This is a genomic window from Streptomyces sp. NPDC046335 (assembly GCF_055587985.1).
Genome location: NZ_JBVJFF010000013.1, coordinates 39,403 through 59,017, shown reverse-complemented (window position 1 = coordinate 59,017; position 19,615 = coordinate 39,403). Strand labels below are relative to the sequence as shown.

Annotated in this window: 20 protein-coding genes; 8 read left to right on the top strand and 12 right to left on the bottom strand. The window is 70.0% G+C overall.

The features are described 5' to 3' along the window. Positions 1–211 precede the first annotated feature (211 nt). Complete coding sequence (locus ACZ6JY_RS30360) at positions 212–931, top strand: hypothetical protein (RefSeq protein WP_469200939.1); 720 nt, start codon at positions 212–214, stop codon at positions 929–931. A 57-nt stretch (positions 932–988) separates the two neighbouring features. Next, entirely contained in the window at positions 989–1,909 is a 921-nt protein-coding gene (locus ACZ6JY_RS30355; RefSeq protein WP_469200937.1) for an aldo/keto reductase, read from the top strand. Between the two features lie 121 nt (positions 1,910–2,030). Here ACZ6JY_RS30355 and ACZ6JY_RS30350 read toward each other — a convergent pair whose 3' ends face one another. The 7 genes from ACZ6JY_RS30350 to ACZ6JY_RS30320 all read right to left on the bottom strand — a co-directional run bounded on the left by ACZ6JY_RS30350 (position 2,031) and on the right by ACZ6JY_RS30320 (position 8,776). Further along, positions 2,031–2,783, bottom strand: coding sequence for an SDR family NAD(P)-dependent oxidoreductase (locus ACZ6JY_RS30350; RefSeq protein ID WP_469200935.1), 753 nt, complete (start codon positions 2,781–2,783; stop codon positions 2,031–2,033). A gap of 94 nt (positions 2,784–2,877) precedes the next feature. Further along, positions 2,878–3,942 carry a 2Fe-2S iron-sulfur cluster-binding protein gene (locus ACZ6JY_RS30345; RefSeq protein WP_469200932.1) on the bottom strand — a complete coding sequence of 355 codons (1,065 nt, stop codon included), beginning with the start codon at positions 3,940–3,942 and terminating at the stop codon, positions 2,878–2,880. After that, positions 3,939–4,166, bottom strand: a complete 228-nt coding sequence (locus tag ACZ6JY_RS30340) for a hypothetical protein (protein ID WP_469200930.1) — start codon at positions 4,164–4,166, stop codon at positions 3,939–3,941. Before ACZ6JY_RS30340 ends, ACZ6JY_RS30345 begins: the two co-directional genes overlap by 4 nt. A 33-nt stretch (positions 4,167–4,199) precedes the next feature. Then, the gene (locus tag ACZ6JY_RS30335) at positions 4,200–5,363 is read right to left on the bottom strand and encodes a Rieske 2Fe-2S domain-containing protein (protein WP_469200928.1); all 1,164 of its coding nucleotides are present in this window, start codon (positions 5,361–5,363) and stop codon (positions 4,200–4,202) included. A gap of 213 nt (positions 5,364–5,576) precedes the next feature. Further along, positions 5,577–6,728 (bottom strand): acetyl-CoA C-acetyltransferase, encoded by a 1,152-nt coding sequence (locus ACZ6JY_RS30330; RefSeq protein ID WP_469200927.1) that lies wholly within the window; start codon positions 6,726–6,728, stop codon positions 5,577–5,579. A gap of 45 nt (positions 6,729–6,773) precedes the next feature. After that, positions 6,774–7,577 (bottom strand): SDR family oxidoreductase, encoded by an 804-nt coding sequence (locus tag ACZ6JY_RS30325; RefSeq protein ID WP_469200925.1) that lies wholly within the window; start codon positions 7,575–7,577, stop codon positions 6,774–6,776. Beyond that, complete coding sequence (locus tag ACZ6JY_RS30320; RefSeq protein WP_469200924.1) at positions 7,574–8,776, bottom strand: acyl-CoA dehydrogenase family protein; 1,203 nt, start codon at positions 8,774–8,776, stop codon at positions 7,574–7,576. The genes ACZ6JY_RS30325 and ACZ6JY_RS30320 overlap by 4 nt, the downstream gene beginning before the upstream one ends. Positions 8,777–8,895: 119 nt before the next feature. Here ACZ6JY_RS30320 and ACZ6JY_RS30315 point away from each other — a divergent pair, with 119 nt between their 5' ends. The 5 genes from ACZ6JY_RS30315 to ACZ6JY_RS30295 are packed head-to-tail and all read left to right on the top strand — an operon-like array spanning position 8,896 to position 13,135. Beyond that, complete coding sequence (locus tag ACZ6JY_RS30315) at positions 8,896–9,780, top strand: enoyl-CoA hydratase (RefSeq protein ID WP_469200923.1); 885 nt, start codon at positions 8,896–8,898, stop codon at positions 9,778–9,780. Between the two features lie 39 nt (positions 9,781–9,819). After that, positions 9,820–10,959 (top strand): acyl-CoA dehydrogenase family protein, encoded by a 1,140-nt coding sequence (locus ACZ6JY_RS30310; RefSeq protein ID WP_469200922.1) that lies wholly within the window; start codon positions 9,820–9,822, stop codon positions 10,957–10,959. A 42-nt stretch (positions 10,960–11,001) separates the two neighbouring features. Beyond that, a complete protein-coding gene (locus ACZ6JY_RS30305; protein ID WP_469200920.1) occupies positions 11,002–11,496 on the top strand; it encodes a VOC family protein in 495 nt (164 codons plus the stop codon). Next, positions 11,493–12,374, top strand: a complete 882-nt coding sequence (locus tag ACZ6JY_RS30300) for a CoA transferase subunit A (RefSeq protein WP_469200919.1) — start codon at positions 11,493–11,495, stop codon at positions 12,372–12,374. Before ACZ6JY_RS30305 ends, ACZ6JY_RS30300 begins: the two co-directional genes overlap by 4 nt. Then, entirely contained in the window at positions 12,371–13,135 is a 765-nt protein-coding gene (locus ACZ6JY_RS30295) for a CoA-transferase subunit beta (RefSeq protein ID WP_469200917.1), read from the top strand. The genes ACZ6JY_RS30300 and ACZ6JY_RS30295 overlap by 4 nt, the downstream gene beginning before the upstream one ends. A 17-nt stretch (positions 13,136–13,152) precedes the next feature. Here the strand turns inward: ACZ6JY_RS30295 and ACZ6JY_RS30290 are convergent, their stop codons facing one another. After that, on the bottom strand, positions 13,153–13,800 hold the full coding sequence (locus ACZ6JY_RS30290) for a TetR/AcrR family transcriptional regulator (RefSeq protein ID WP_469200916.1): 648 nt from the start codon (positions 13,798–13,800) through the stop codon (positions 13,153–13,155). 92 nt (positions 13,801–13,892) lie between these two features. Between ACZ6JY_RS30290 and ACZ6JY_RS30285 the strand changes: the two genes are divergently transcribed. Further along, positions 13,893–15,518, top strand: coding sequence for an AMP-binding protein (locus tag ACZ6JY_RS30285; RefSeq protein WP_469200914.1), 1,626 nt, complete (start codon positions 13,893–13,895; stop codon positions 15,516–15,518). A gap of 64 nt (positions 15,519–15,582) precedes the next feature. On the opposite strand, the gene ACZ6JY_RS30280 is transcribed toward ACZ6JY_RS30285, so the two are convergent. From ACZ6JY_RS30280 to ACZ6JY_RS30265, 4 genes are read right to left on the bottom strand one after another with little or no spacing between them, the layout of a single operon-like run. Next, positions 15,583–16,803 (bottom strand): acetyl-CoA C-acetyltransferase, encoded by a 1,221-nt coding sequence (locus ACZ6JY_RS30280; protein WP_469200912.1) that lies wholly within the window; start codon positions 16,801–16,803, stop codon positions 15,583–15,585. Between the two features lie 14 nt (positions 16,804–16,817). Then, complete coding sequence (locus tag ACZ6JY_RS30275; RefSeq protein ID WP_469200910.1) at positions 16,818–17,618, bottom strand: SDR family oxidoreductase; 801 nt, start codon at positions 17,616–17,618, stop codon at positions 16,818–16,820. A 49-nt stretch (positions 17,619–17,667) separates the two neighbouring features. Next, entirely contained in the window at positions 17,668–18,549 is an 882-nt protein-coding gene (locus tag ACZ6JY_RS30270; RefSeq protein WP_469200909.1) for an SDR family oxidoreductase, read from the bottom strand. Beyond that, on the bottom strand, positions 18,546–19,610 hold the full coding sequence (locus ACZ6JY_RS30265) for an acyl-CoA dehydrogenase family protein (protein ID WP_469200907.1): 1,065 nt from the start codon (positions 19,608–19,610) through the stop codon (positions 18,546–18,548). Before ACZ6JY_RS30265 ends, ACZ6JY_RS30270 begins: the two co-directional genes overlap by 4 nt. Between the last annotated feature and the right edge of the window lie 5 nt (positions 19,611–19,615).

Genomic DNA, 19,615 nt, shown 5'->3' with positions numbered 1-19,615 from the left:
GGGGGTGTGGGGGGGGGGGGGAGGGGGGGGTGTTGGCTCTTTCCCGATCGGGGGGGGTGTGTTGGGGGTGGGTGGGGGTGTCTTCCTCTTCTCTTCTCCCCCCCCCCCGCCCCCGAACTCCCGCACGGCAGCAGGTTCGCGACGGACGCCGGGCAGTGAGTCACCTCCCGGAACGCAGGCTTTGATGGCGAAGATACGAGGAGACGGACCAATGACATCGACGGACACCACCGCCCACCGGCCGGCGTCGTCCGGCACGGCGAGCACACCGACCACCAGTCTGGGGCACCTGGCTCTGCATTTCCGGCCAGGGGAACGGGCTCTCGCCACGCGGTTCTTCGAACTGCTCGGAGCGAAAGTGCGGGAATTCCCCAACAAGTTCTCCGACGAGCCGCTGTACCTCATCGCGTTGGACCGCGACAGCCCGGCCCGTGCTGACAACATCGTCTTCCTCTTCGCCCTGAAGCCGGCCCAGCTCGCGCTGGAGGCCGTCATCGCGGAACAGCTCGGGATGGGCAGCGAGGAACCGCACCCCGCGCTGCGAGAGTTCCTCCAGCAGCGAGCCGACTGGCCCGAGTCCTATCTGCACTTCGGTCTGCACTTCTCCCGGCTCGAGGACCTGGAGAACGCGGTCGTGGCACTGCGCGCCGAGACGGCGTCACATCCTGAGTTCGGGGCCCGGATCCAGAGCCTGCAGATCCTCAAGGCCAAGGCTGAGGAAGGCGACCGAGAGATCGAGAAGCGGATGGCCGCGTCGCCTGTCTTCGCCGATGCCGAGCAGTTCGCCTACGGACGGCATGGGGCGCAGGTGCACATACGGACCGATCTGTTCGCCACGGGGCTGGGCCTGTTCCCCTCGGTGGTGGAACTCGACTTCGTCTTCACCGGTCCCGGCCGGGAGCACAACGCGTTCAACTCTCTCATCGACTGAGTCCGCCGTTCGACTTCTGGCGCCCGACACGGCGGCAGCGACAAGGAGGAAGAAAGCATGGAGAAGCGTGAGTTGGGGCCGGACGGGCCCGCTCTGTCGCTGGTCGGACTCGGCTGCAACAACTTCGGGATGAAGCTGGACCTGCCGGCGTCCAGAGTGGTGATCGACGCGGCACTGGACGCGGGCATCACCCACCTCGACACGGCCGAGATGTACGGGGAGGGCAAGTCGGAGGAGTTCATCGGTGCCTGTCTCGGCAGCCGCCGTGACGAGGTGATGATCGCTACGAAGTTCCTGCCCCGCCCCAAGGACGAGCCGTACACCCCCGGTGCGCTCCGCCGGCGGATCATCGAGGCGTGTGAGGGCAGTCTGCGGCGGCTGCGCACCGACCGGATCGACTTGTACTACCAGCACTACCCCGACACCGAGGCGCCGGCCGGGGAGGCTCTGGAGACGCTGGACGAGCTGGTGCGCCAGGGCAAGGTCGTACACATCGCCTCGTCCAATGTGGACGCCGGGCAGCTCGACGCCTCCGCGGGCCTGGCCGCCGCCCGGTCGCTGGCGCCGTTCCGCGGCACCCAGTTCGAGTGGAACCTGTTGTCCCGTGCGGCGGAGCGAGAGCTGGTGCCCGCGGCGCGCAAGCACCGGATGGGCTTGGTGCCCTACTTCCCACTGGCCTCCGGACTTCTCACGGGGAAGTACCGCCGGGGGCAGGCGTATCCGAGTGGGTCCCGGCTGGACACGCTCGCGTTCTTCGCCGACAGGGTCGACGAGACCGACTTCGACCGGGTGGAGGAGCTGACCGTGTTCGCGCGCGAGCGGGGGCACACGATTTTGGAGCTGGCCATGGCCTGGCTCGCGGCGCAGGACGGCGTCACGTCGGTGATAGCCGGTGCCACCACGCCGAAGCAGGTGCGGGCCAATGTCGACGCGGTGTCCTGGACGCTGAACGGGGAGGATCTGGCCGCGATGCCCTGATGAGGGCCGGGGGGGGCCACGGCCCGGCCCGGTTCCTCTTCTGCCGTCCCCGGCTGGAGAGGCCGGGGGCGGACCGAACGCGGCGCGGGGCACCGGACGACCGGTACACCGCGCCGCGGGCTCAGCGGGTGACGCTGCCGCCGTTCAGATCGATCGTCTGGCCCGTGAGCCACGCGGCCTCTGGCGACACGAGGAACGCTACGGCGGCTCCGGCGTCCTCGGGGCGGCCCCGCCGTCCGACCGGGATACCGTCCGAGATATCGGTGACCCCGGGACCACCCGCACTCTGCATCAAGCCGAGGGCGAGTGTGTTGGCCGTGATGCCGGCTGACGCCTCCTCCTGGGAGACGTGCCGGACGAAGCCCTCGACCCCGCTCTTGCCGGATCCGTACAGCGACACGCCGATCGACAGTCCGGTCCGCCCGGCCCCCGATGAGATCTGCACGATGCGCCCCCAGCCTGCCTCCCGCATCCCCGGAAGGACGCTGTGCACACAGTTCATGGCTCCGAACAGATTGATCTCCACCGGCCCGCGCCAGCGTGCCGGGTCGAGGTCGCGAAAGGGCCCGTACCCCATGTCAGCCGGTATACCGGCGTTGTTGACCAGGATGTCGACGGTTCCGCCGAGCATCTCGCCAGCTCGCAGGACACTCGCGCGCACGGCTTCCCGGTCCGTGACGTCGAAGGGCGTCGGCACGGCCGTGCCGCCCTCCTTCACGATCTCGGCGCAGGTGGCCTCGGCGCGCTCCGGACGGAGGTCATTGACCGCCACCGCGGCGCCCTGGGCCGCCAGTGCCCGGGCGATTCCCGCCCCGGCGTTCTGCCCCGCTCCGGTCACCAGCGCCACATGGCCGGTCAGGTCGAACATCGGCATCGTCGATCGGTTCCTCTCGTCGGGAATACTCAACCTGCCAAGCATTTGCTCAGCCTCAAAAGCCGTGGCTCTCGGCGTCGGGGAAGCCGCCGGGCTACTGGTCGTAGCTCACCACGATGTGTCCGGCGACGGGAACGGCCTGGCAGGCGAGGATGTACCCCTCCGCGAGGTCCTGGTCGTCCAGCACCTCGTTGCGCAGCAGTTTCACCTCTCCGGAGAGCATCCGGCAGGCGCAGGCGCTGCAGGCACCCTCCCGGCAGGAGAACGGTGCCTCCATTCCCTGTTCCAGGAGCAGGTCGAGCAGCGTGACACCGGCCGGCCAGGAGAACTCCCGTCGCTCCCCGTCGATTTCCACCACCGCCGTGGCCTCCTGGCCGGTGGGCGCGGTGACGGGATCGGCGGCCTCCGTGGGCTCATTGGGCTCCGTGGCGAAAGGATCCGATTCCAGAGATCGGTAGCGCTCGGTGACGATCCCCTTCCGCGGCAGGCCCAGCGTCGTGAGTGCCTGAGTACAGGCGTCCATGTACGGCTGGGGGCCACAGATCATCGCCAGGTCCACGTCCTCCGTGTACGGCCGGCACAGCCCGGTGAGGTACTCGGCCGTGGGCAGGCCCTGCAAGCTCTCCAGGTGGTGCAGGACGAGTAGCCGGCCCGGATGACGACCGGCGAGCTCACGCAGTTCCCGGGCGAAGATGACGGACTCCTCGTCACGGTTGGCGTAGACCACGACGACGGAGCCCTCCGGCCGGGCCAGTCGCGCCCGCAGGATGGACATGACAGGGGTGATGCCACTGCCTGCCGCGAGCAGCAGCAGATTCCGGTGCTCCTCACCGGTCACGAACGCTCCAGCCGGTGGCAGGGCCTGTATCTCGTCGCCCTGACGTAGGCTCTCGCAGATCCAGGTGGAGGCGACGCCGCCCGGCACCCGCTTGACGGTGATGGTGGGCGCCCCCTCACCGGGCGTACTCGACAGGGAGTAGCATCGGGCCGCCCAGCCACCCCCGGGGACCGGCACCCGCAGGGTCAGGAACTGGCCGGGTCGGAAGTCGAACTCCGCGGTGCCCGACGGTGGTTCGGACGTGAACCGTACAGAGACCGCGTCTCGCGTCTCGCGGACCACCTCCAGCACCCGTAGTCGCAGCGGGGACAGGCCCCTCACTCGGGCACCGCCAATTCACCGCTGCGGACCGCGGACTCGATGGAGTCACGCAGTCGGACACAGGTCAGGGCCACCTCCGTGGTCAGAAGCGTGCCGGAGGCGCGCAGGGCGGCGAACTCCGGGCAGCCGCTCCCGTCCGTGTGCCACTGCACCGAGGTGTGGGCAAGGCTGTGCTTCTCCACCAGGACGCCGGCGCCGCACGCGCGGCACGACAGGGGTTGCACGGTTGGACACTCCTTAACGTTCTCGTACAGTGCTCAAGAGAGGGGGAGCGGAACGCCGCCCTGACGTTCAAGGTTCTCGGCGACCTCCTTCTGCCAGAATCCGGTGGCGCGTTCGGTGTCGAGTTCGAACTCGAACCGGTTGGTCATCTCCGGGGTGACGTCCTCGACGTCCACGTAGAACTGTTCGTACCAGCGCCGCAGTTGGTAGACGGGCCCGTCCTCCTCACAGAGCAGGGGGTTGTCGATGCGTGTCTTGTTCCGCCAGATCTCGACGTCCTGCAGGAAGCCGGCCTCCACGCCCTTGGCGGTGGCCTGGGCGATCTGCCGCGCCAACTCGTCGGACTGGCCGGCGCTCTTCTTGACGATGACGCCCCACTGCAGGACGAAACTCGTCGGCGAGACCGGGTAGTGGCAGTTGATCAGCACGGACTCGGACTGGAACAGCCCGTTGTCACCGTGCAGCCAGTCGATCATGTACGACGGGCCGAAGTAGGTGGCCTCGGACCCGCTGACGCGCTCGGTCTCCCCGTCGGCCTTGCTGTAGTTGGAGTTGAACGTCACATCGGGGCGGCTCTTGGAGGTCATGTACTGGGTTGCCAGGTGCCCCTCGAAGACGTTCTTGAAGTACACCGGGAACGAGTAGTGGACGTAGAAGAAGTGGGCCATGTCAACGACGTTGTCGACGATCTCCCGGCAGTTCGCACCCTCGATGCGGACCGAGTTCCAGGTCCAGTCCGACCACTCGTCGGAGAAGGCCTGGTCGATGCGGGGGATGACCGCCTCCGGTGGCGGCGGATTGCCCTGCGGGTCGTGCCAGACGAAGAGCTGCTTGCTCTCCTCCAGCACCGTCCAGGCCCGAGTCCGGGCACGGGGCGGGACCCTGCGGGAGTAGGGGATCGAGGCGCACCGGCCGGAACCGGACCAGCGCCAGTCGTGGAAGGGGCAGGCGACCTCGTCCCCCTTGACCGTGCCCATGCTCAGGTCGCCGCCCATGTGGGGGCAGTACCCGTTGAGGACGTTGAGCTTGCCGTTGCTGTCGGCGAACACCACCAGCTTGGTGCCGAAGGCCTGTATCGCGTGCGGCTTGCCGTCCCGGAAGGAGTCGGCAAGTCCCAGGCAGTGCCATCCGCGGGCATACCGGGTAGGGGGCGCTCCACTTTCGATGACCCGGACCTCGTTCGTCCCCGCTGACGTCATCTGATCCTCCATTGAACGGACACACACGCTTGGCGTGCACTGCGGTGTGCGGGAGTTTCGGCTCGTCCCGTCACCCGCTCATCCTCGGGACCCGCCGACGGGACTCAAAGTCGTCTTCCCGCTCACCGGGACGGGGCGGCCCGCCACCCGGGCCGGTGCGGTGGTCGGTGGCGATGCCGAGGCGCGGATCGACGGCTGGCGCGAGGCGAGGCGTCAGAGTCGCTCGATGACGGTCACGTTGGCCTGGCCGCCGCCCTCGCACATGACCTGGAGACCGTAGCGACCGCCAGTGCGTTCCAGTTCATTGAGCAGTGTGGTCATCAGGCGGGTGCCGGTTGCCCCGATCGGGTGGCCGAGCGCGATGGCGCCGCCGTTGGCGTTGGTTCTGGCCGGGTCCGCGCCGGTCTCCCGGAGCCAGGCGAGGACCACTGAGGCGAAGGCCTCGTTGACCTCGAAGAGGTCGATGTCGTCGATGGACATCCCCGTCTTGTCGAGAGCGTGTCGGGTGGCCGGGATGGGCCCGGTCAGCATCCATATCGGGTCGTCGGCCCGCACCGACAGATGGTGGATCCTCGCCCTGGGCCGCAGGGAGTGCTCGTTCACCGCCCGCTCGGAGGCGATCAGCATGGCCGACGCCGCGTCGCTGATCTGGGACGCGACGGCGGCCGTGATCGGGCTGTCCGGGGTGAGCGGCGCCAGCGCGGCCATCTTCTCCGGCGAGGTGTCCCGGCGCGGGCACTCGTCGCTATCGAAGTCGCCGAGGGGTTCGATCTCGCCGCGGAAGCGGCCGGCGTCCACGGCGGCGACGGCCCGCCGGTGGCTCTCGTAGGCGAAGGCCTCCATCTCCTGGCGGGACACACCCCACTTGCGGGCGATCATCTCCGCCGCGCGGAACTGCGAGACCTCCTGGTCGCCGTACCGCTTCACCCAGCCCGGGGACTCGGCGAACGGGGTGGTGAAGCCGTACTCCTCGCCCACGGTCATCGCGGCCGAGATGGGGATGGCGGACATGTTCTGCACGCCCCCCGCCACGATGAGGTCGGCCGTGCCGGACATCACACCCTGCGCGGCGAAGTGCACGGCCTGCTGGCTGGAGCCGCACTGCCGGTCGATGGTCACCCCGGGCACGTGCTCGGGCAGCCCGGCCACCAGCCAGGCGGTACGGGCGATGTCTCCGGCCTGCGAGCCGATGGTCTCGCAGCAGCCGAGGATGACGTCGTCGACGGCCGCCGGGTCGGCGCCGGAGCGCCGCATCAGCGCGCTGATGACATGGGCCGCCAGGTCCGCGGAGTGCACCGCGGACAGGGATCCTCCGCGCCGTCCCACCGGGGTGCGGACGGCGTCGATGATGTAGGCCTCGGCCACGGTTGTCTCCTCCTGGCGGGTGGCGGGGTGGGGGTGGTTGTGTGCTCAGGGATGCCGGCTGCTCACCGAGACGACCTCACCCGTCATGTACGAGGAGTAGTCGCTGGCCAGGAAGACCATCACGTTGGCGACCTCCCACGGCTCGGCGGCACGGCCGAAGGCCTCCTGGGCGGTGAGGGTGTCGAGGAACTCCGCGGTGGTCACCTTGGCCAGGTGGGGGTGCATGGCCAGGCTCGGGGAGACCGCGTTGACACGGATGCCGTGCTCGGCGAGGTCCATCGCGGCGCATCGGGTGAGGGCCATCACCCCGGCCTTGGCGGCGGCGTAGTGGGCCTGCCCCTTCTGGGCCCGCCAGCCCACCACGGAGGCGTTGTTGACGATGACGCCCTTGCGGCCGGAGTGAACCATGCGGTTGCCCGCGGCGCGGACGCAGCGGAAGGTGCCGGTGAGGGTGATGTCCAGGACGCGGGCCCATTCCGCGTCGGTCATCTCCAGCAGGGACCGGGTGCCGCCGAGGCCGGCGTTGTTGATCAGTACGTCGGTTCCGCCGAAGGGCTCGGCGACGTCGAGCAGGGCCTGCACCTGCTGCTCGACCGTCACGTCGCACACCGCCGCGGCGACGCGGTCGTCACCGAACTCCTCGGCCAGGGCCTGCCGGGTCTCCTTCAGGCGCCGTTCGTGGACGTCGCCGAGAATTACGGCCCGCGCTCCCTCCTCCAGGCAGCGGCGGACCGCGGCGGCGCCGATGCCGGCCCCCGCCGCCGCGGTGACCACGACGGTCTTGTCGGCCAGCAGGTCGTGGCCGGGCACGTAGTCCGGTGCGGCCGGTCCGTTTCCGGTCGTGGTCATGGCTTCGGCTCCCTCGGCAGACCGAGCACGCGCTCGGCGATGATGTTCCGCTGGATCTCGTTCGAGCCGCCGTACAGGGTGTCGGCCCGGCTGAACAGGAAGAGGCGCTGGAGGTCGTCCAGTGCGTACGGGGGCTCCTGGGCGGTCAGCGACGCCGCGCCCGCCACCTCCATGGCGAGTTCGCCGAGGCCCCGGTGCCAGGTGGACCACAGCAGCTTGCCGACCGCGACCTCGTGTCCCGGAGCGGCGGAGGCCGACCCGGTGAGCATCCGCAACGCGTTCAGGCGCAATACCTCCAGGCCCATGTGGGCCCGGGTGATGCGGTCCTGGACGACAGGGTCGTCGATGGCACCGTTGCGCCGGGCGAGGGCCACCACGGCCTCCAGCTCCCGGGTGAAGCGGAGCTGCTGGCCGACGGTGGAGACGCCCCGTTCGAACCCGAGGGTTCCCATGGCGACCTTCCAGCCGTCCCCCGGAGCGCCGACGACCATGGAGGCGTCTGTGCGGGCGCCGTCGAAGAACACCTCGTTGAACTCCGAGGTACCGGTGAGCTGCCGGATGGGCCTGACCTCCACGCCCGCCTGGCGCATCGGGATCAGCAGGTACGACAGGCCGGCGTGGCGGGTGGATCCGGGGTCAGTGCGCACCACGGCGAAGCACCAGTCCGCCAGGTGTGCCACTGATGTCCAGACCTTCTGGCCGTGGACGACCCATTGCTGCGGGCCACTCACCTCCGAGGCGGCTTCCAGCCGCGCCCGCGTCTTGACCGCGGCGAGGTCGGAGCCGGCGTCCGGCTCGGAGTACCCCTGGCACCAGAGTTCCGTGACCTCGCGGATTCTCGGCAGGAAGCGGTCCCGCTGTTCCTGGGTGCCGAACGCGATCAGGGTGGGTCCGAGCAGTTCCTCACCGAGGTGGTTGACGCGGCCGGGACCGTCGGCGCGGGCGTACTCCTCGTGAAAGATCACCTGCCGGGCGGCGCTGAGGCCCCGCCCCCCGTACTCCTCGGGCCATCCGACGCAGGTCCAGCCGTGGGCGGCCAGATGTCTGTCCCAGGCGAGCCGCTCTTCGTACGCCTCGTGTTCGCGTCCGGAGCCGCCAAGGCCCCGGACGCCGGCGAAGTCGCCGGACAGATATGTCTCCAGCCAGTCCCGGACCTCCCGGCGGAAGGCCTCGTCCTGCGCGGAGTGAGTCAGGTCCACGATCCCCCTCGGTGAATCCGTGTTGGGCCGGAAGCTGTTCGGGAGCGGAAGCCTGACCTACACTACCCCACCAAGCACTTGTTTGGTCAATGGCCGACAGGCCCCCTGAGGAGCTCCCATTGCCTGCCGACGAGATCAGTCCCACGGAGGAAGAGGTCGTCACTTACGAGGTCCGCGGCTCCGTCGCGGTGGTGACGCTGAACCGCCCGCAGTACCGCAACGCGCAGAACTCCCGCATGACGTACGCGCTCGACGCCGCGTTCACCCGTGCCGTGGACGACGACAGGGTGAAGGTCGTAGTGCTCGCCGGCAACGGGAAGCACTTCAGCGGTGGCCACGACATCGGCACACCCGGCCGGGACATCGACCAGAGCTTCGAGCGCAAGGCCGTCATCTGGTGGGACCACACCGGCAAGGAGGGCGTCGACTCCCGGTTCGCCCGGGAGTCCGAGGTCTACCTCGGCATGTGCCGCCGGTGGCGCGAAATCCCCAAGCCTGTGATCGCGATGGTGCAGGGTGCCTGCATCGCGGGCGGGCTGATGCTCGCCTGGTCCTGCGACTTCATCGTCGCCTCGCAGGACGCGTTCTTCTGCGACCCCGTGGTGCGCATGGGCATCCCCGGCGTCGAGTTCTTCGCCCATCCCTGGGTGATGAACCCGCGCGCCGCCAAGGAGTTCCTGTACACCGGCGACCGCTTTGACGCCCGTCGCGCCCATGAACTCGGCATGGTCAACCAGGTGGTGCCGCGCGAGGAGCTGGAGGAGACCGTCTTCGCGCTGGCCGAGCGGATCAGCGCCATGCCGTCGTTCGGCCTGGCGCTGACGAAGAAGGCGATCAACCAGGCGGAGGACCTGCAAGGCATGCGCAGCGGCATGGACTCGGTGTTCGGTCTGCACCATGCCGCGCACGCCCACAACGCCGAGGTGGGTGTCGACTCCCTGGCGGGCATGGACGCCCGGACGATACGCGACGCGTCCCGCGAGAACTCCGCGGGCAACCGGTGACGTCGGCACGCCGGGCGGTGTCCGCGGAAGGGAGAGGTCATGTCGTTCGCCCCGAGTGAGGAACAGCACGAACTGGCGCTGACGGTCCGGCGGTTGCTGGACCGCCGGAGCGACAGTGCCGCGGTACGCGGGGTCACCGAGAGCCCGGCCGGTTACGACGCGGGCCTGTGGCGGACGCTGTGCGAGCAGGTCGGCGTGGCCGCGCTCGCCGTGCCCGAGGAGTACGGCGGTGCGGGCTTCTCCCTGTGCGAGACCCATGTCGTCATGGAGCAACTCGGCGCCGCCCTCACGCCCGGCCCTCTGCTCGGCTCGGCCGTACTGGCCGCGCAGGCCCTGCTGTTGTCGGGCAACACGCGGGCGTGCGAGCGGCTGCTGCCCGGTGTCGCCGACGGCACCTCGGTGGCCGCCTTGGCATGGGCGGGCGAGGACTCCCGCTGGCGTACCGACGGCTCCGACGTACGAGCGGGCCGGGAGGGCGGCGGCTGGATGCTGCGCGGGGCGGCGACTCTAGTACTCGACGCAGTGGGCGCCGACGTGCTCCTGGCCGTCGCCGCGACCGAGACGGAGGGCATCGGCCTCTTCGAGGTGGACCCGGCCGACGCGCGCCTGCGCCGCACCTCCACACCGACGATGGACACTACCCTGAGCCTGGCCCGGATCGACTTCGACGGCGTTGCCGCCGTCCCTCTGCTCCTCGATGCCGGTCCGACGCTGGAAGTGCTGCACGACATCGCCGCCGTCGCGGTCACCGCGCTTCAGGTCGGTGCGGCCCGGCGGGGTCTCGACATGACCGTCGCACACAGCAAGGAGCGGGTCCAGTTCGGCCGGCCCCTCGGGTCCTTCCAGGCGCTCAAGCACCGCATGGCCGACATGCTGGTCCAGGTGGAGACGGCGCAGGCAGCCTCCTGGGCCGCCGCGGCGTCCGCGGCCGAACGGGGGCCGGACCTGGCCCGGCGCGCATCACTGGCGAAGGCCTGGTGCTCCGAGGCGCTGAACGACGTGGCCGCGGAGACGGTCCAGTTGCACGGCGGCATCGCGATCACCTGGGAGCACGACGCCCAGATGGTGTTCAAGCGGGCACACGCCACGTCGCAGTTGTTCGGGCAGCCGCACGAACACCGGCAGCGCCTGTTCCGGCTCCTTCAACCGGCCTCCGCAGCCGCGCCCGTCCCGTCGTGACCCGCCTAGATCCCGACCGTCCGATCCGAGAGGGCTTGCCGGATGCCGTCCGTCAACCATGTGGGCATCACCATCAGCGACCTCGACCACTCGCTGGACTTCTACACGCGGCTGCTCGGCGGTGAGCACGTCGGCTCCTGGGAGCGCAGTGGGCCGCGGATCGACGCCGTGACCGGCTACCCCGGCGTCGTCGTCCGCCAGGCGTTCGTCCGGCTCTCCGACGGAGCGACGCTGATCGAGTTGCTCCAGTACATCAACGGCTCCGGGCAACGCATCGAACCGGACCACGGTCACGCCGGGGCGGTCCACGTCGCGGTCGACGTGACCGGACTCGACGCTCTTCTCACCCGGCTGCACGGCGAAGGCGTGTCGGTGCTCTCCGATCCGATCGTCGCCAGTGAGGGCCCGTTGGAAGGCTGCCGCGTCGTCTACGTGCTCGATCCGGACCGCGTGCGGGTCGAGCTGGTCGAGGCCCCCCATCAGACAGGCGCCGGTTCCGCGACAGAGCGGTCGGCGCGGAACAGGGAGATCGTATGAGCGACAAATCCATGGCCCTGGAGGACTTCTCATCGGCCGTCCGGTCCGGCATGACGATCGGCATCGGAGGGTGGGGCTCACGCCGCAAACCGATGGCCTTGGTCCGGGAGCTCCTGCGCAGCGACGTGACGGACCTGACGGTCGTCTCGCTCGGCGGCCCGGACGTGGGACTGCTGTGCGCGGCGGGCAAGGTCCGCAAGCTGGTCTACGGGTTCGTCTCGCTGGACAGCATCGCCCTCGACCCGCATTTCCGGGCGGCGCGCGAGCGAGGTGACCTGGAGACCGAGGAGTACGACGAGGGCATGTTCGTCACCGGCCTGCGGGCCGCCGCGGCCCGTCTGTCGTTCGCGCCGACCCGGGCGGGCCTGGGCTCCGACGTACTGGCCATGAATCCGGAGCTGAAGACGATCGCCTCGCCCTACGCGGACGAGGAGTACGTCGCGATGAAGGCGCTCCGCCTCGACGTGGCACTGATCCACGTCAACCGGGCGGACGCCGCAGGCAACGCCCAGTACCTCGGTCCCGACCCGTACTTCGACGACCTCTACGCCATGGCGGCGGACCGGTGCTACGTCAGTACCGAACGGGTCGTGCCCACCGAGGAGTTGCTCGCGGACGCCCCTCCTCAGTCGCTGCTGGTCAGCCGCATGTTCGTCAACGGCGTCGTCGAGACGCCGCACGGCGCCCACTTCACCTCGTGCGAGCCCGACTACCGGCGCGACGAGCCCTTCCAGAAGCACTACGCGGCCTCGGCCAAGGATCCCGCCGAGTGGGACCGGTTCCGGACGAGGTTCCTCGACAACGACGAGCATGGCTACCACAAGGCCGTCGCGGAGTTCCATGCCGCGGCCGCCGGTCAAGGGGAGACGGAACGATGACGGACATCACCAGGGCGGACGTCTGTGCCGCGGCCTGCGCAGACGCCTGGCGGGGGGCCGGGGAGATCTTGGCCCACGCCGTGGGCGTCGTGCCCGCCGTAGGAGCTCGGCTGGCCAGGCTGACGCACGCGCCCGACCTCGTTCTGTCGGACGGCGAGGCGTTCTTCGTGAGCGAACCACCGCCGCTGGGCCGGACCGCCGCCGAGGGCGGTGTCGTGGAGAGCTGGGTACCCTACCGCCGGGTCTTCGACGTCGTGGCCAGCGGTCGGCGGCAGAGCATGATGGGCGCCAGCCAGATCGACCGGTACGGCAACCAGAACATCTCCCTCATCGGGGACTGGAAGCGCCCCGACCGGCAGCTCATCGGTGTCCGCGGCGCGCCAGGCAACACTGTCAACCACCGCACCGACTACTGGGTCCAGCGGCATTCGCGCAGGGTCTTCGTCGAAAAGGTCGACGTGGTGTGCGGAGTGGGCAACGACCGGGCCCGCGGCCGATCCGACCGGTCGATGCGATTCCACCACCTCGGCGTGGTGATCACCGACCTCGCGGTCCTCGATTACGGCGACGACGGCGCGCTGCGGATCCGCTCCGTGCACCCGGGTGTCACCGTGGACCAGGTCCGCGACAGCACCGGCTTCGACCTCGACGCCACCGGAGCCACCGTGACCCGGGTGCCCGACGAGAACGAGTTGCGGCTCATCCGCGAGGTGATCGACCCGGCGGGGCTAAGGCACCACGAGGTGCCCACCAACCCGTGATCACGCCGGACGGAAACTCAGTCGTCGAGCAGACCGCCGTACAGGAGCCGCAGGTACTGCTCGGCGACCGACTCGGGCTGGTACCGGCCGCTCGGCCGGTACCAGCGGACCGAGCACCACACAGTGTCCCGGATGAAGCGATAGGTCAGGTTCACGTCGAGGCCGGCGCTGAAGGCCCCCGTCTTCTGGCCGGCCGTCAGAGTGCGCAGCCAGATCTTCTCGATCTTCTTGCTGATCCGGTCGACGTACTCAAAGCCGGCGATCCCGCTCAGTGCTGCGGCCTCGCTCTGGTAGAGCGCGACCGCCTCGGGGGTGTTCCTGATGGCGGCGAAGGCGTGCTTGACGAGTTCCTCGAGCACCCGTTGGGGATCGTCGTGTTCCTGCTCGACAGCCGTGAAAGTCTCCAGCAGGCCGCCGAGGAAGTCCCGCAGGATCTCGTCGAGCATCGCCTCCTTGGAGCTGAAGTGGTGATACAGACTGCCCGACAGGATGCCCGCCTCGTCGGCGATGTCCCGGACCGTGGTGGGCGTGTAGCCGTGCGTGGCGAACAGGCGCGCCGCGATCCGGAGCAGTTCGGCCCGGCGGTCCGAGCCGCTGCGTACGGCGGTCTTCGCGCCGGAGCCACCGTTCCTGGCCGCGGTCTGACCGGCTCCACGTGCCCCCATGTCCGTACGTCCCTTCCAGCAGGGGCCTTCCGGCCCGCAGATCTGCATGCGCCGCGCCCAGCATACCTAGCAAGCATTTGGTTCCGTGGAGGATGCCCGTGAAGAGCACGACGACGACCGCGTCGACCGTACCCCGTCTGCTTGCCGAGGCGGCCGGGCGATACGGGGACCACCCGGCCGTGGTGGACGGCGACAACCGTGTCGGTTACCGACAGCTGGCCGGGCTGGTCGAGACGGCCGCCCGTGCCTTCACGGCCGCCGGCGTGCGGCCCGGTGACCGGGTGGCCGTCTGGCTGCCGAACCGACTGGAGTTCATCCTCGCATTGCTGGGAGCCCAGTCGGCAGGCGCCGTGGCCGTACCCATGAACACCCGTTACCGAGGCCAAGAGGCGGCGGACATCCTGACGCGGTCCCGGGCCGTGGCGCTGGTCCTGGCCGACGGCTTCCTCGGCAACGACTACCGGGGCATGCTGCGTACCGCGGCGGCCCGGTCCTGGAGTGCCGACGCCACCGGGACGGGTCCGGTGCCCGGGTTGCCGCATCTGCGCACGGTGGTCGACGCCGGTACCGGAACACCGTCGGCCGGTGCCCTGTCATGGCCGGCGTTCACGAGTCTGGCTGAGCAGGTTTCGCCGGAGCATGCGGCACGGATCGCACGGGCCGTCGGCCCTGACGACATCTGCGACATCCTGTTCACCTCGGGCACCACGGGCGTACCCAAGGGAGTGATGAGCTCCCACCGGCAGACCGTGGGCGTAGGGCAGGTCTGGGCCGATGGGGCTGCCATGACCTCCGGCGACCGGTACGGCATCGTCAACCCGTTCTTCCACAGCTTCGGTTACAAGGCGGGGTTCATCGCCGCCTTCGCGGCCGGGGCCACCGTCCACCCGGTTCAGGTCTTCGAGGCCGGGGAGGTGCTGGAGCTGATCCGGTCGGCACGGATATCCGTCCTTCCCGGCGCGCCCACACTCTTCCTCTCCCTGTTGGGGCACCCGCGGTTCAAGGAGTTCGACACCTCGTCCCTGCGCTTCGCGACCTGCGGAGCGGCGACGGTTCCGACGCTGCTGTTCCGGCGGATGCGCGAGGAGTTGGGGTTCCGGACCGTGGCGCAGGCCTACGGTCTGACCGAGTGCGTGGTAGCCACGCGGTCGCGGCCCGGGGAGGATCCCGAGCACGTGGCGGAGACGACCGGGCCCGCGGTTCCGGGCCTGGAGATCCGGGTGGTCGGTCCGGACGGCCGGGACATGGCCCTCGGTGAGGACGGCGAGATACTTCTGCGCGGCGAACTCGTGACGTCCGGATACTTCGAGGACGAGGAGGCGACCCGGGCAGCGTTCGACGCGGAGGGCTGGTTTCGTACGGGGGACGTCGGCCGACTGGACGAGCACGGCTGTCTGAAGATCACCGACCGGTTGAAGGACGTGATCACGGTGGGTGGTTTCAACGTCTACCCCGCTGAGGTGGAGAACGTCCTGTGCTCCCACCCCGACGTCCAGGAGGCCGCGGTCATCGGCGTTCCCGATGACCGGATGGGGGCGGTGCCGCGCGCCCATGTGGTACCGCGCCGGGGGGCGAGTCCCGCGGCGGAGGCGCTCGTGGCCTTCTGCGCGGACCGGCTCGCGAACTTCAAGGTGCCCCGTCGGATCGTCCTCACCCCGGATCTTCCCCGCAATCCCAGCGGCAAGATCCTCAAGACGGCCCTGCGCGACGCCTCCTAGACCTGAACAGCCGCCGTGGCCCCGCCCGTTCGGGGCGGGACCACGGCGGCTGGAGACGGTGGGTTCAGCCGAGCCTCTCCAGGACCAGTGCCATGCCCTGGCCGCCCGCCACGCACATGGTCTCCAGTCCGTACCGCTCGTCGCGTTCCTGCAACGCGTGGATCAGGGTCGTGGCCATCCGTGCCCCCGTCATCCCGAAGGGGTGTCCGAGGGCGATGGCACCGCCGTTGACGTTGACCTTGCCCGGGTCGGCACCGAGCTGCCGGATAGAAGGAATCACCTGGGCCGCGAATGCCTCGTTGATCTCTAGCAGGCCGATGTCCGCCATCGTGAGGCCGGCGTGGTCGAGTGCCTGACGGCTCGCCTCCACCGGGCCGAGGCCCATGATCTCCGGGCTGAGGGCAGACACCCCGGTCGCGACGATCCGGGCCATCGGGGTCAGGCCCAGCTCGGCCGCCCGCCGGTCGCTCATCACCACCAGCGCGGCAGCGCCGTCGTTGAGGGGGCAGCAGTTGGCGGCGGTGACGGTCCCGTCGGGCCGGAACACCGGCTTGAGGGCCGAGACCTTCTCCAGGGTCACGCCCTTGCGCGGCCCGTCGTCCGCCTCGACCACGGTGCCGTCCGGCAGGGTGACGGGGGTGATGTCCCGTTTCCAGAACCCGCGGGCGTCAGCCGCCTCTGCCGCCCGCTGGCTGCGCACCGCGAACTCGTCCTGCTCCCGCCTCGACACCCCGCACATGCGGGCCACGTTCTCGGCGGTCTCGCCCATCGAGACGTAGGCGTCGGGGAGGCCCCCGGTGAGCCGGGGGTCCATCCAGTCGGCGCCGCCTCCGGCGGCCCGCTCCTCGGTGCGCCGGGCGGCGTCGGCGTACACCGGGTTGCGGGTGTCCGGCATGCCGTCGGACTTACCCTGTGTGAACCGGGAGACCATCTCCACCCCGGCGGCGACGAAGACATCCCCCTCCCCCGAGCGGATGGCGTGGAAGGCCATCCGGATGCTCTGCAGGGACGAGGCGCAGTAACGATGCACGGTGGTCCCGGGCACGGCGTCGAGGCCGAGGCGCAGCGCGATCATGCGGGCCAGGTTGTAGGCCTGCTCCCCGGCCGGCTGGGCGCAGCCCACCATGAGGTCGGTGATCCGGGCCGGGTCGAGCTCGGGTACCTGGGCGAGTGCGGCTCGGACGATGTCCGCGCCGAGGTCGTCCGGGCGCAGATCCTTCAGCGACCCCTTTCCGGCACGGCCGATGGGTGAGCGGGCCGCGGCGACGATGACAGCTTCAGGCATGGGGAGTCTTCCTCTCACGCTTCGCGCTTGGTCGCGAGCATCCGGGTGTTCGGCGAGTACTGCAGGAAGGCGGGCCATTCGCCGCCGCCGTCGACGTTGAGGACGGCGCCGCTGACGTGCGCGGCGAGCGGGGAGGCGAGCATGACGCATACAGCGCCGATCTCCTGGGGGCGGGCGAACACGCCTCGCGGGATGGTGCCCGCCATCCGGGCGGTCTGCTCGGCGTCACCGTAGTGGTCGGTGGATCCGGGGGTGGCCACCAGTCCGCAGCTGATCGCGTTGACCCGGACCCTGGGCGCCCACTCCATGGCGAGGCTGGTGGTGAGGCTCTCCAGGGCCGCCTTGGCGGCGCCGTAGACGGCGGAGCCGGGGCTGGGGCGGCGCGCGCTGATGGAGGTGATGTTGAGGACCACTCCCCCCTCTTCTTGTGCCTCCATCACCGGGAACACTGCCTGGCAGACGTAGACCGCGGCAAGGAAGTTGAGGTCGGTGATCCGGCGGTGGAAACGCGGTGAGGCGTCCACGAAGTCGGCGAAGGGCGCGCCACCCGCGTTGTTGACGGCGACGTCGACCCTGCCGCGACGCCGGACGACATCGTCGACCCATCCGGTCACCTGCTCCGGCTCGCGGACGTCGGCCTTGGTGAAGTACGCGGACCGGCCGTGCTCTGTCCGCGAGCCGGGTGGCGGTGTGCGTCCGCAGATCTCCACGTGTGCGCCCGCTTCGAGGAACACCTCCACGATGCCGTCACCGACACCTCTGGCCCCTCCTGTGACCAGGACGACCTTGCCCGACATGTCTACTGTGAGCGCCATGGCCGCTTCCTTACGTCTCGTTGCCCCGCAGTACGGGTGCTGATACGGATCAGGCGCCGTAGACAGGGGCCGGGACACGGGCCCGGTCGACCAGGGTCCGGACGGCGGGCCCGATCTCGGCCGGGTGCCAACGGCGGTCGCGGACCTCGCGCGGACCGTGCTGCCAGCCGTCGACGACGGTGATGACTCCGCCTTCGGCCTCGAATACGCGGCCGGTCACGTCACCCGAGTCGGCGGACGCGAGCCAGACCACCAGTGGCGAGACATTGCCGGGGTGCATCGCGTCGAAGCCCTCCGCCGGGACGCGCATCTTGTCCGCGAAGGCCTCGACGGCCTCGGTCATGGGGGTGCGCGCGGACGGGGCGATCGCGTTCACGGTGACCCCGTAGCGGGCGAGTTCCGCGGCAGCGGTCACAGTCAGCGCGGCGATGCCGGCCTTGGCGGCGCCGTAGTTGCCCTGTCCGACGCTGCCCATCAGGCCGGCGCCCGAGCTGGTATTGACGATCCTGGCGGCGACCGGATGTCCCTGCTTGCTGCGCTCCCGCCAGTAGGCGGCCGCGTACTTCAGCGGCGCGGCGTGGCCTTTGAGATTCACGCGCAGGACCTGGTCCCACTCGGCCTCGGTCATGGAGACCATCATTCGGTCGCGGTTGATGCCCGCGTTGTTCACCAGCGCGTCCAGCGTGCCGAACTCGCTGACGGACCTGGCCACGAGCGCCTCGGCATAGGCCCAGTCGCTGACGTCGCCGAGGTCGGCGACGGCGGTTCCGCCGTTCGCTCCGATCTCTTCGGCGACGTTCTTCGCCGCTTCGCCCAGGTCGTTCACGACCACGCGGGCGCCCTCGGCCGCCAGTGCAAGGGCGTGTTCGCGGCCCAGCCCCTGTCCCGCGCCGGTCACCACGACCACGCGGTCCTCGCAGATTCCGGTCACGTCGGTACTCCTTCGGCTGTGTCGGCGGCAGCCGCGGTCGCGGGGCCGCCGGACGGGTCGGTGACGGTCAGGCCGAGCCATTGGGCGATCAGCGCGCGGTGTTCCGCCGGGCCGCCCCAGTCGGCCGCGAGCGCCCAGGCCCGCTTGGCGTGGAGGTGCAGGTCGTACTCGGTGGTGTAGCCGATGGCGCCGTGGCACTGGAGTGCGGTACCGGCTGCCCGACGGGCCGCCTCGGAGGCGAGCGCCTTGGCCATCGAGGTGCGGGGCGCGGCCTCCGGGTCGCCGGTCGCTTCGGCCCATCCCGCGGCGAGGACGGCGGGCCGGGCGAAGCGCACGGCCAGCTCGGCATCGGCGAGCGCGTGCTTGACGGCCTGGAAGGAGCCGATCGGCACCCCGAACTGATGCCGTTCGCGGACGTAGCCGACGGTCGTCTCCACCATGCGGAAGGCGATCCCGACGAGGAGCCCCGCCGTGGCCAGTACCCCACGCCGCCAGTGGAACGCAATGGTGTCGGTGCCCTCCGCGAGCGGTTGTCCCCGTCCGTGGGACACCGTCACCCGGCCCAGGGCGCGCGAGCCGTCCACCGAGTCCAGCGGCTCGACGCTCACCTCGTCGCGTGAGCACAGGAGCAGTTGGTCGGCCACGCGCAGGACGAACAGATCTGCCCGCGTGGCAAAGGGAACCGGCGCACCCTCGGTGAACGACGCGGTGAGCAGAGCGGTTCCGTCGAGAACGTCGGTCAGGTGGCTGCTGCCGGCCGCCGCGAGCAGCGGGGCACCGACGGCGACGGTCTCCGCGGCCGGGACCGGCAAACCGTGGTGGCCCAGCACTTCCATGAGCGGAGGCAACATGTTGGCGTCCAGGCCCAGGCCACCGTCCTCTTCGGGTATCAGCGCGGCGGTGACGCCGACGTCGGCCAGCGTGCGCCAGATGGTGTCGACCCGCTCGGAACGGCCACTCGGCCAGCCGGCCCGGATGTCGTCGGCACCGGCCTGTCTGGCCAGGACGTCGGCGGTCGCCTGGGCGAGCGTCGCGTCCCCTTCGGCTACGGCGAAGCGCATGGCCG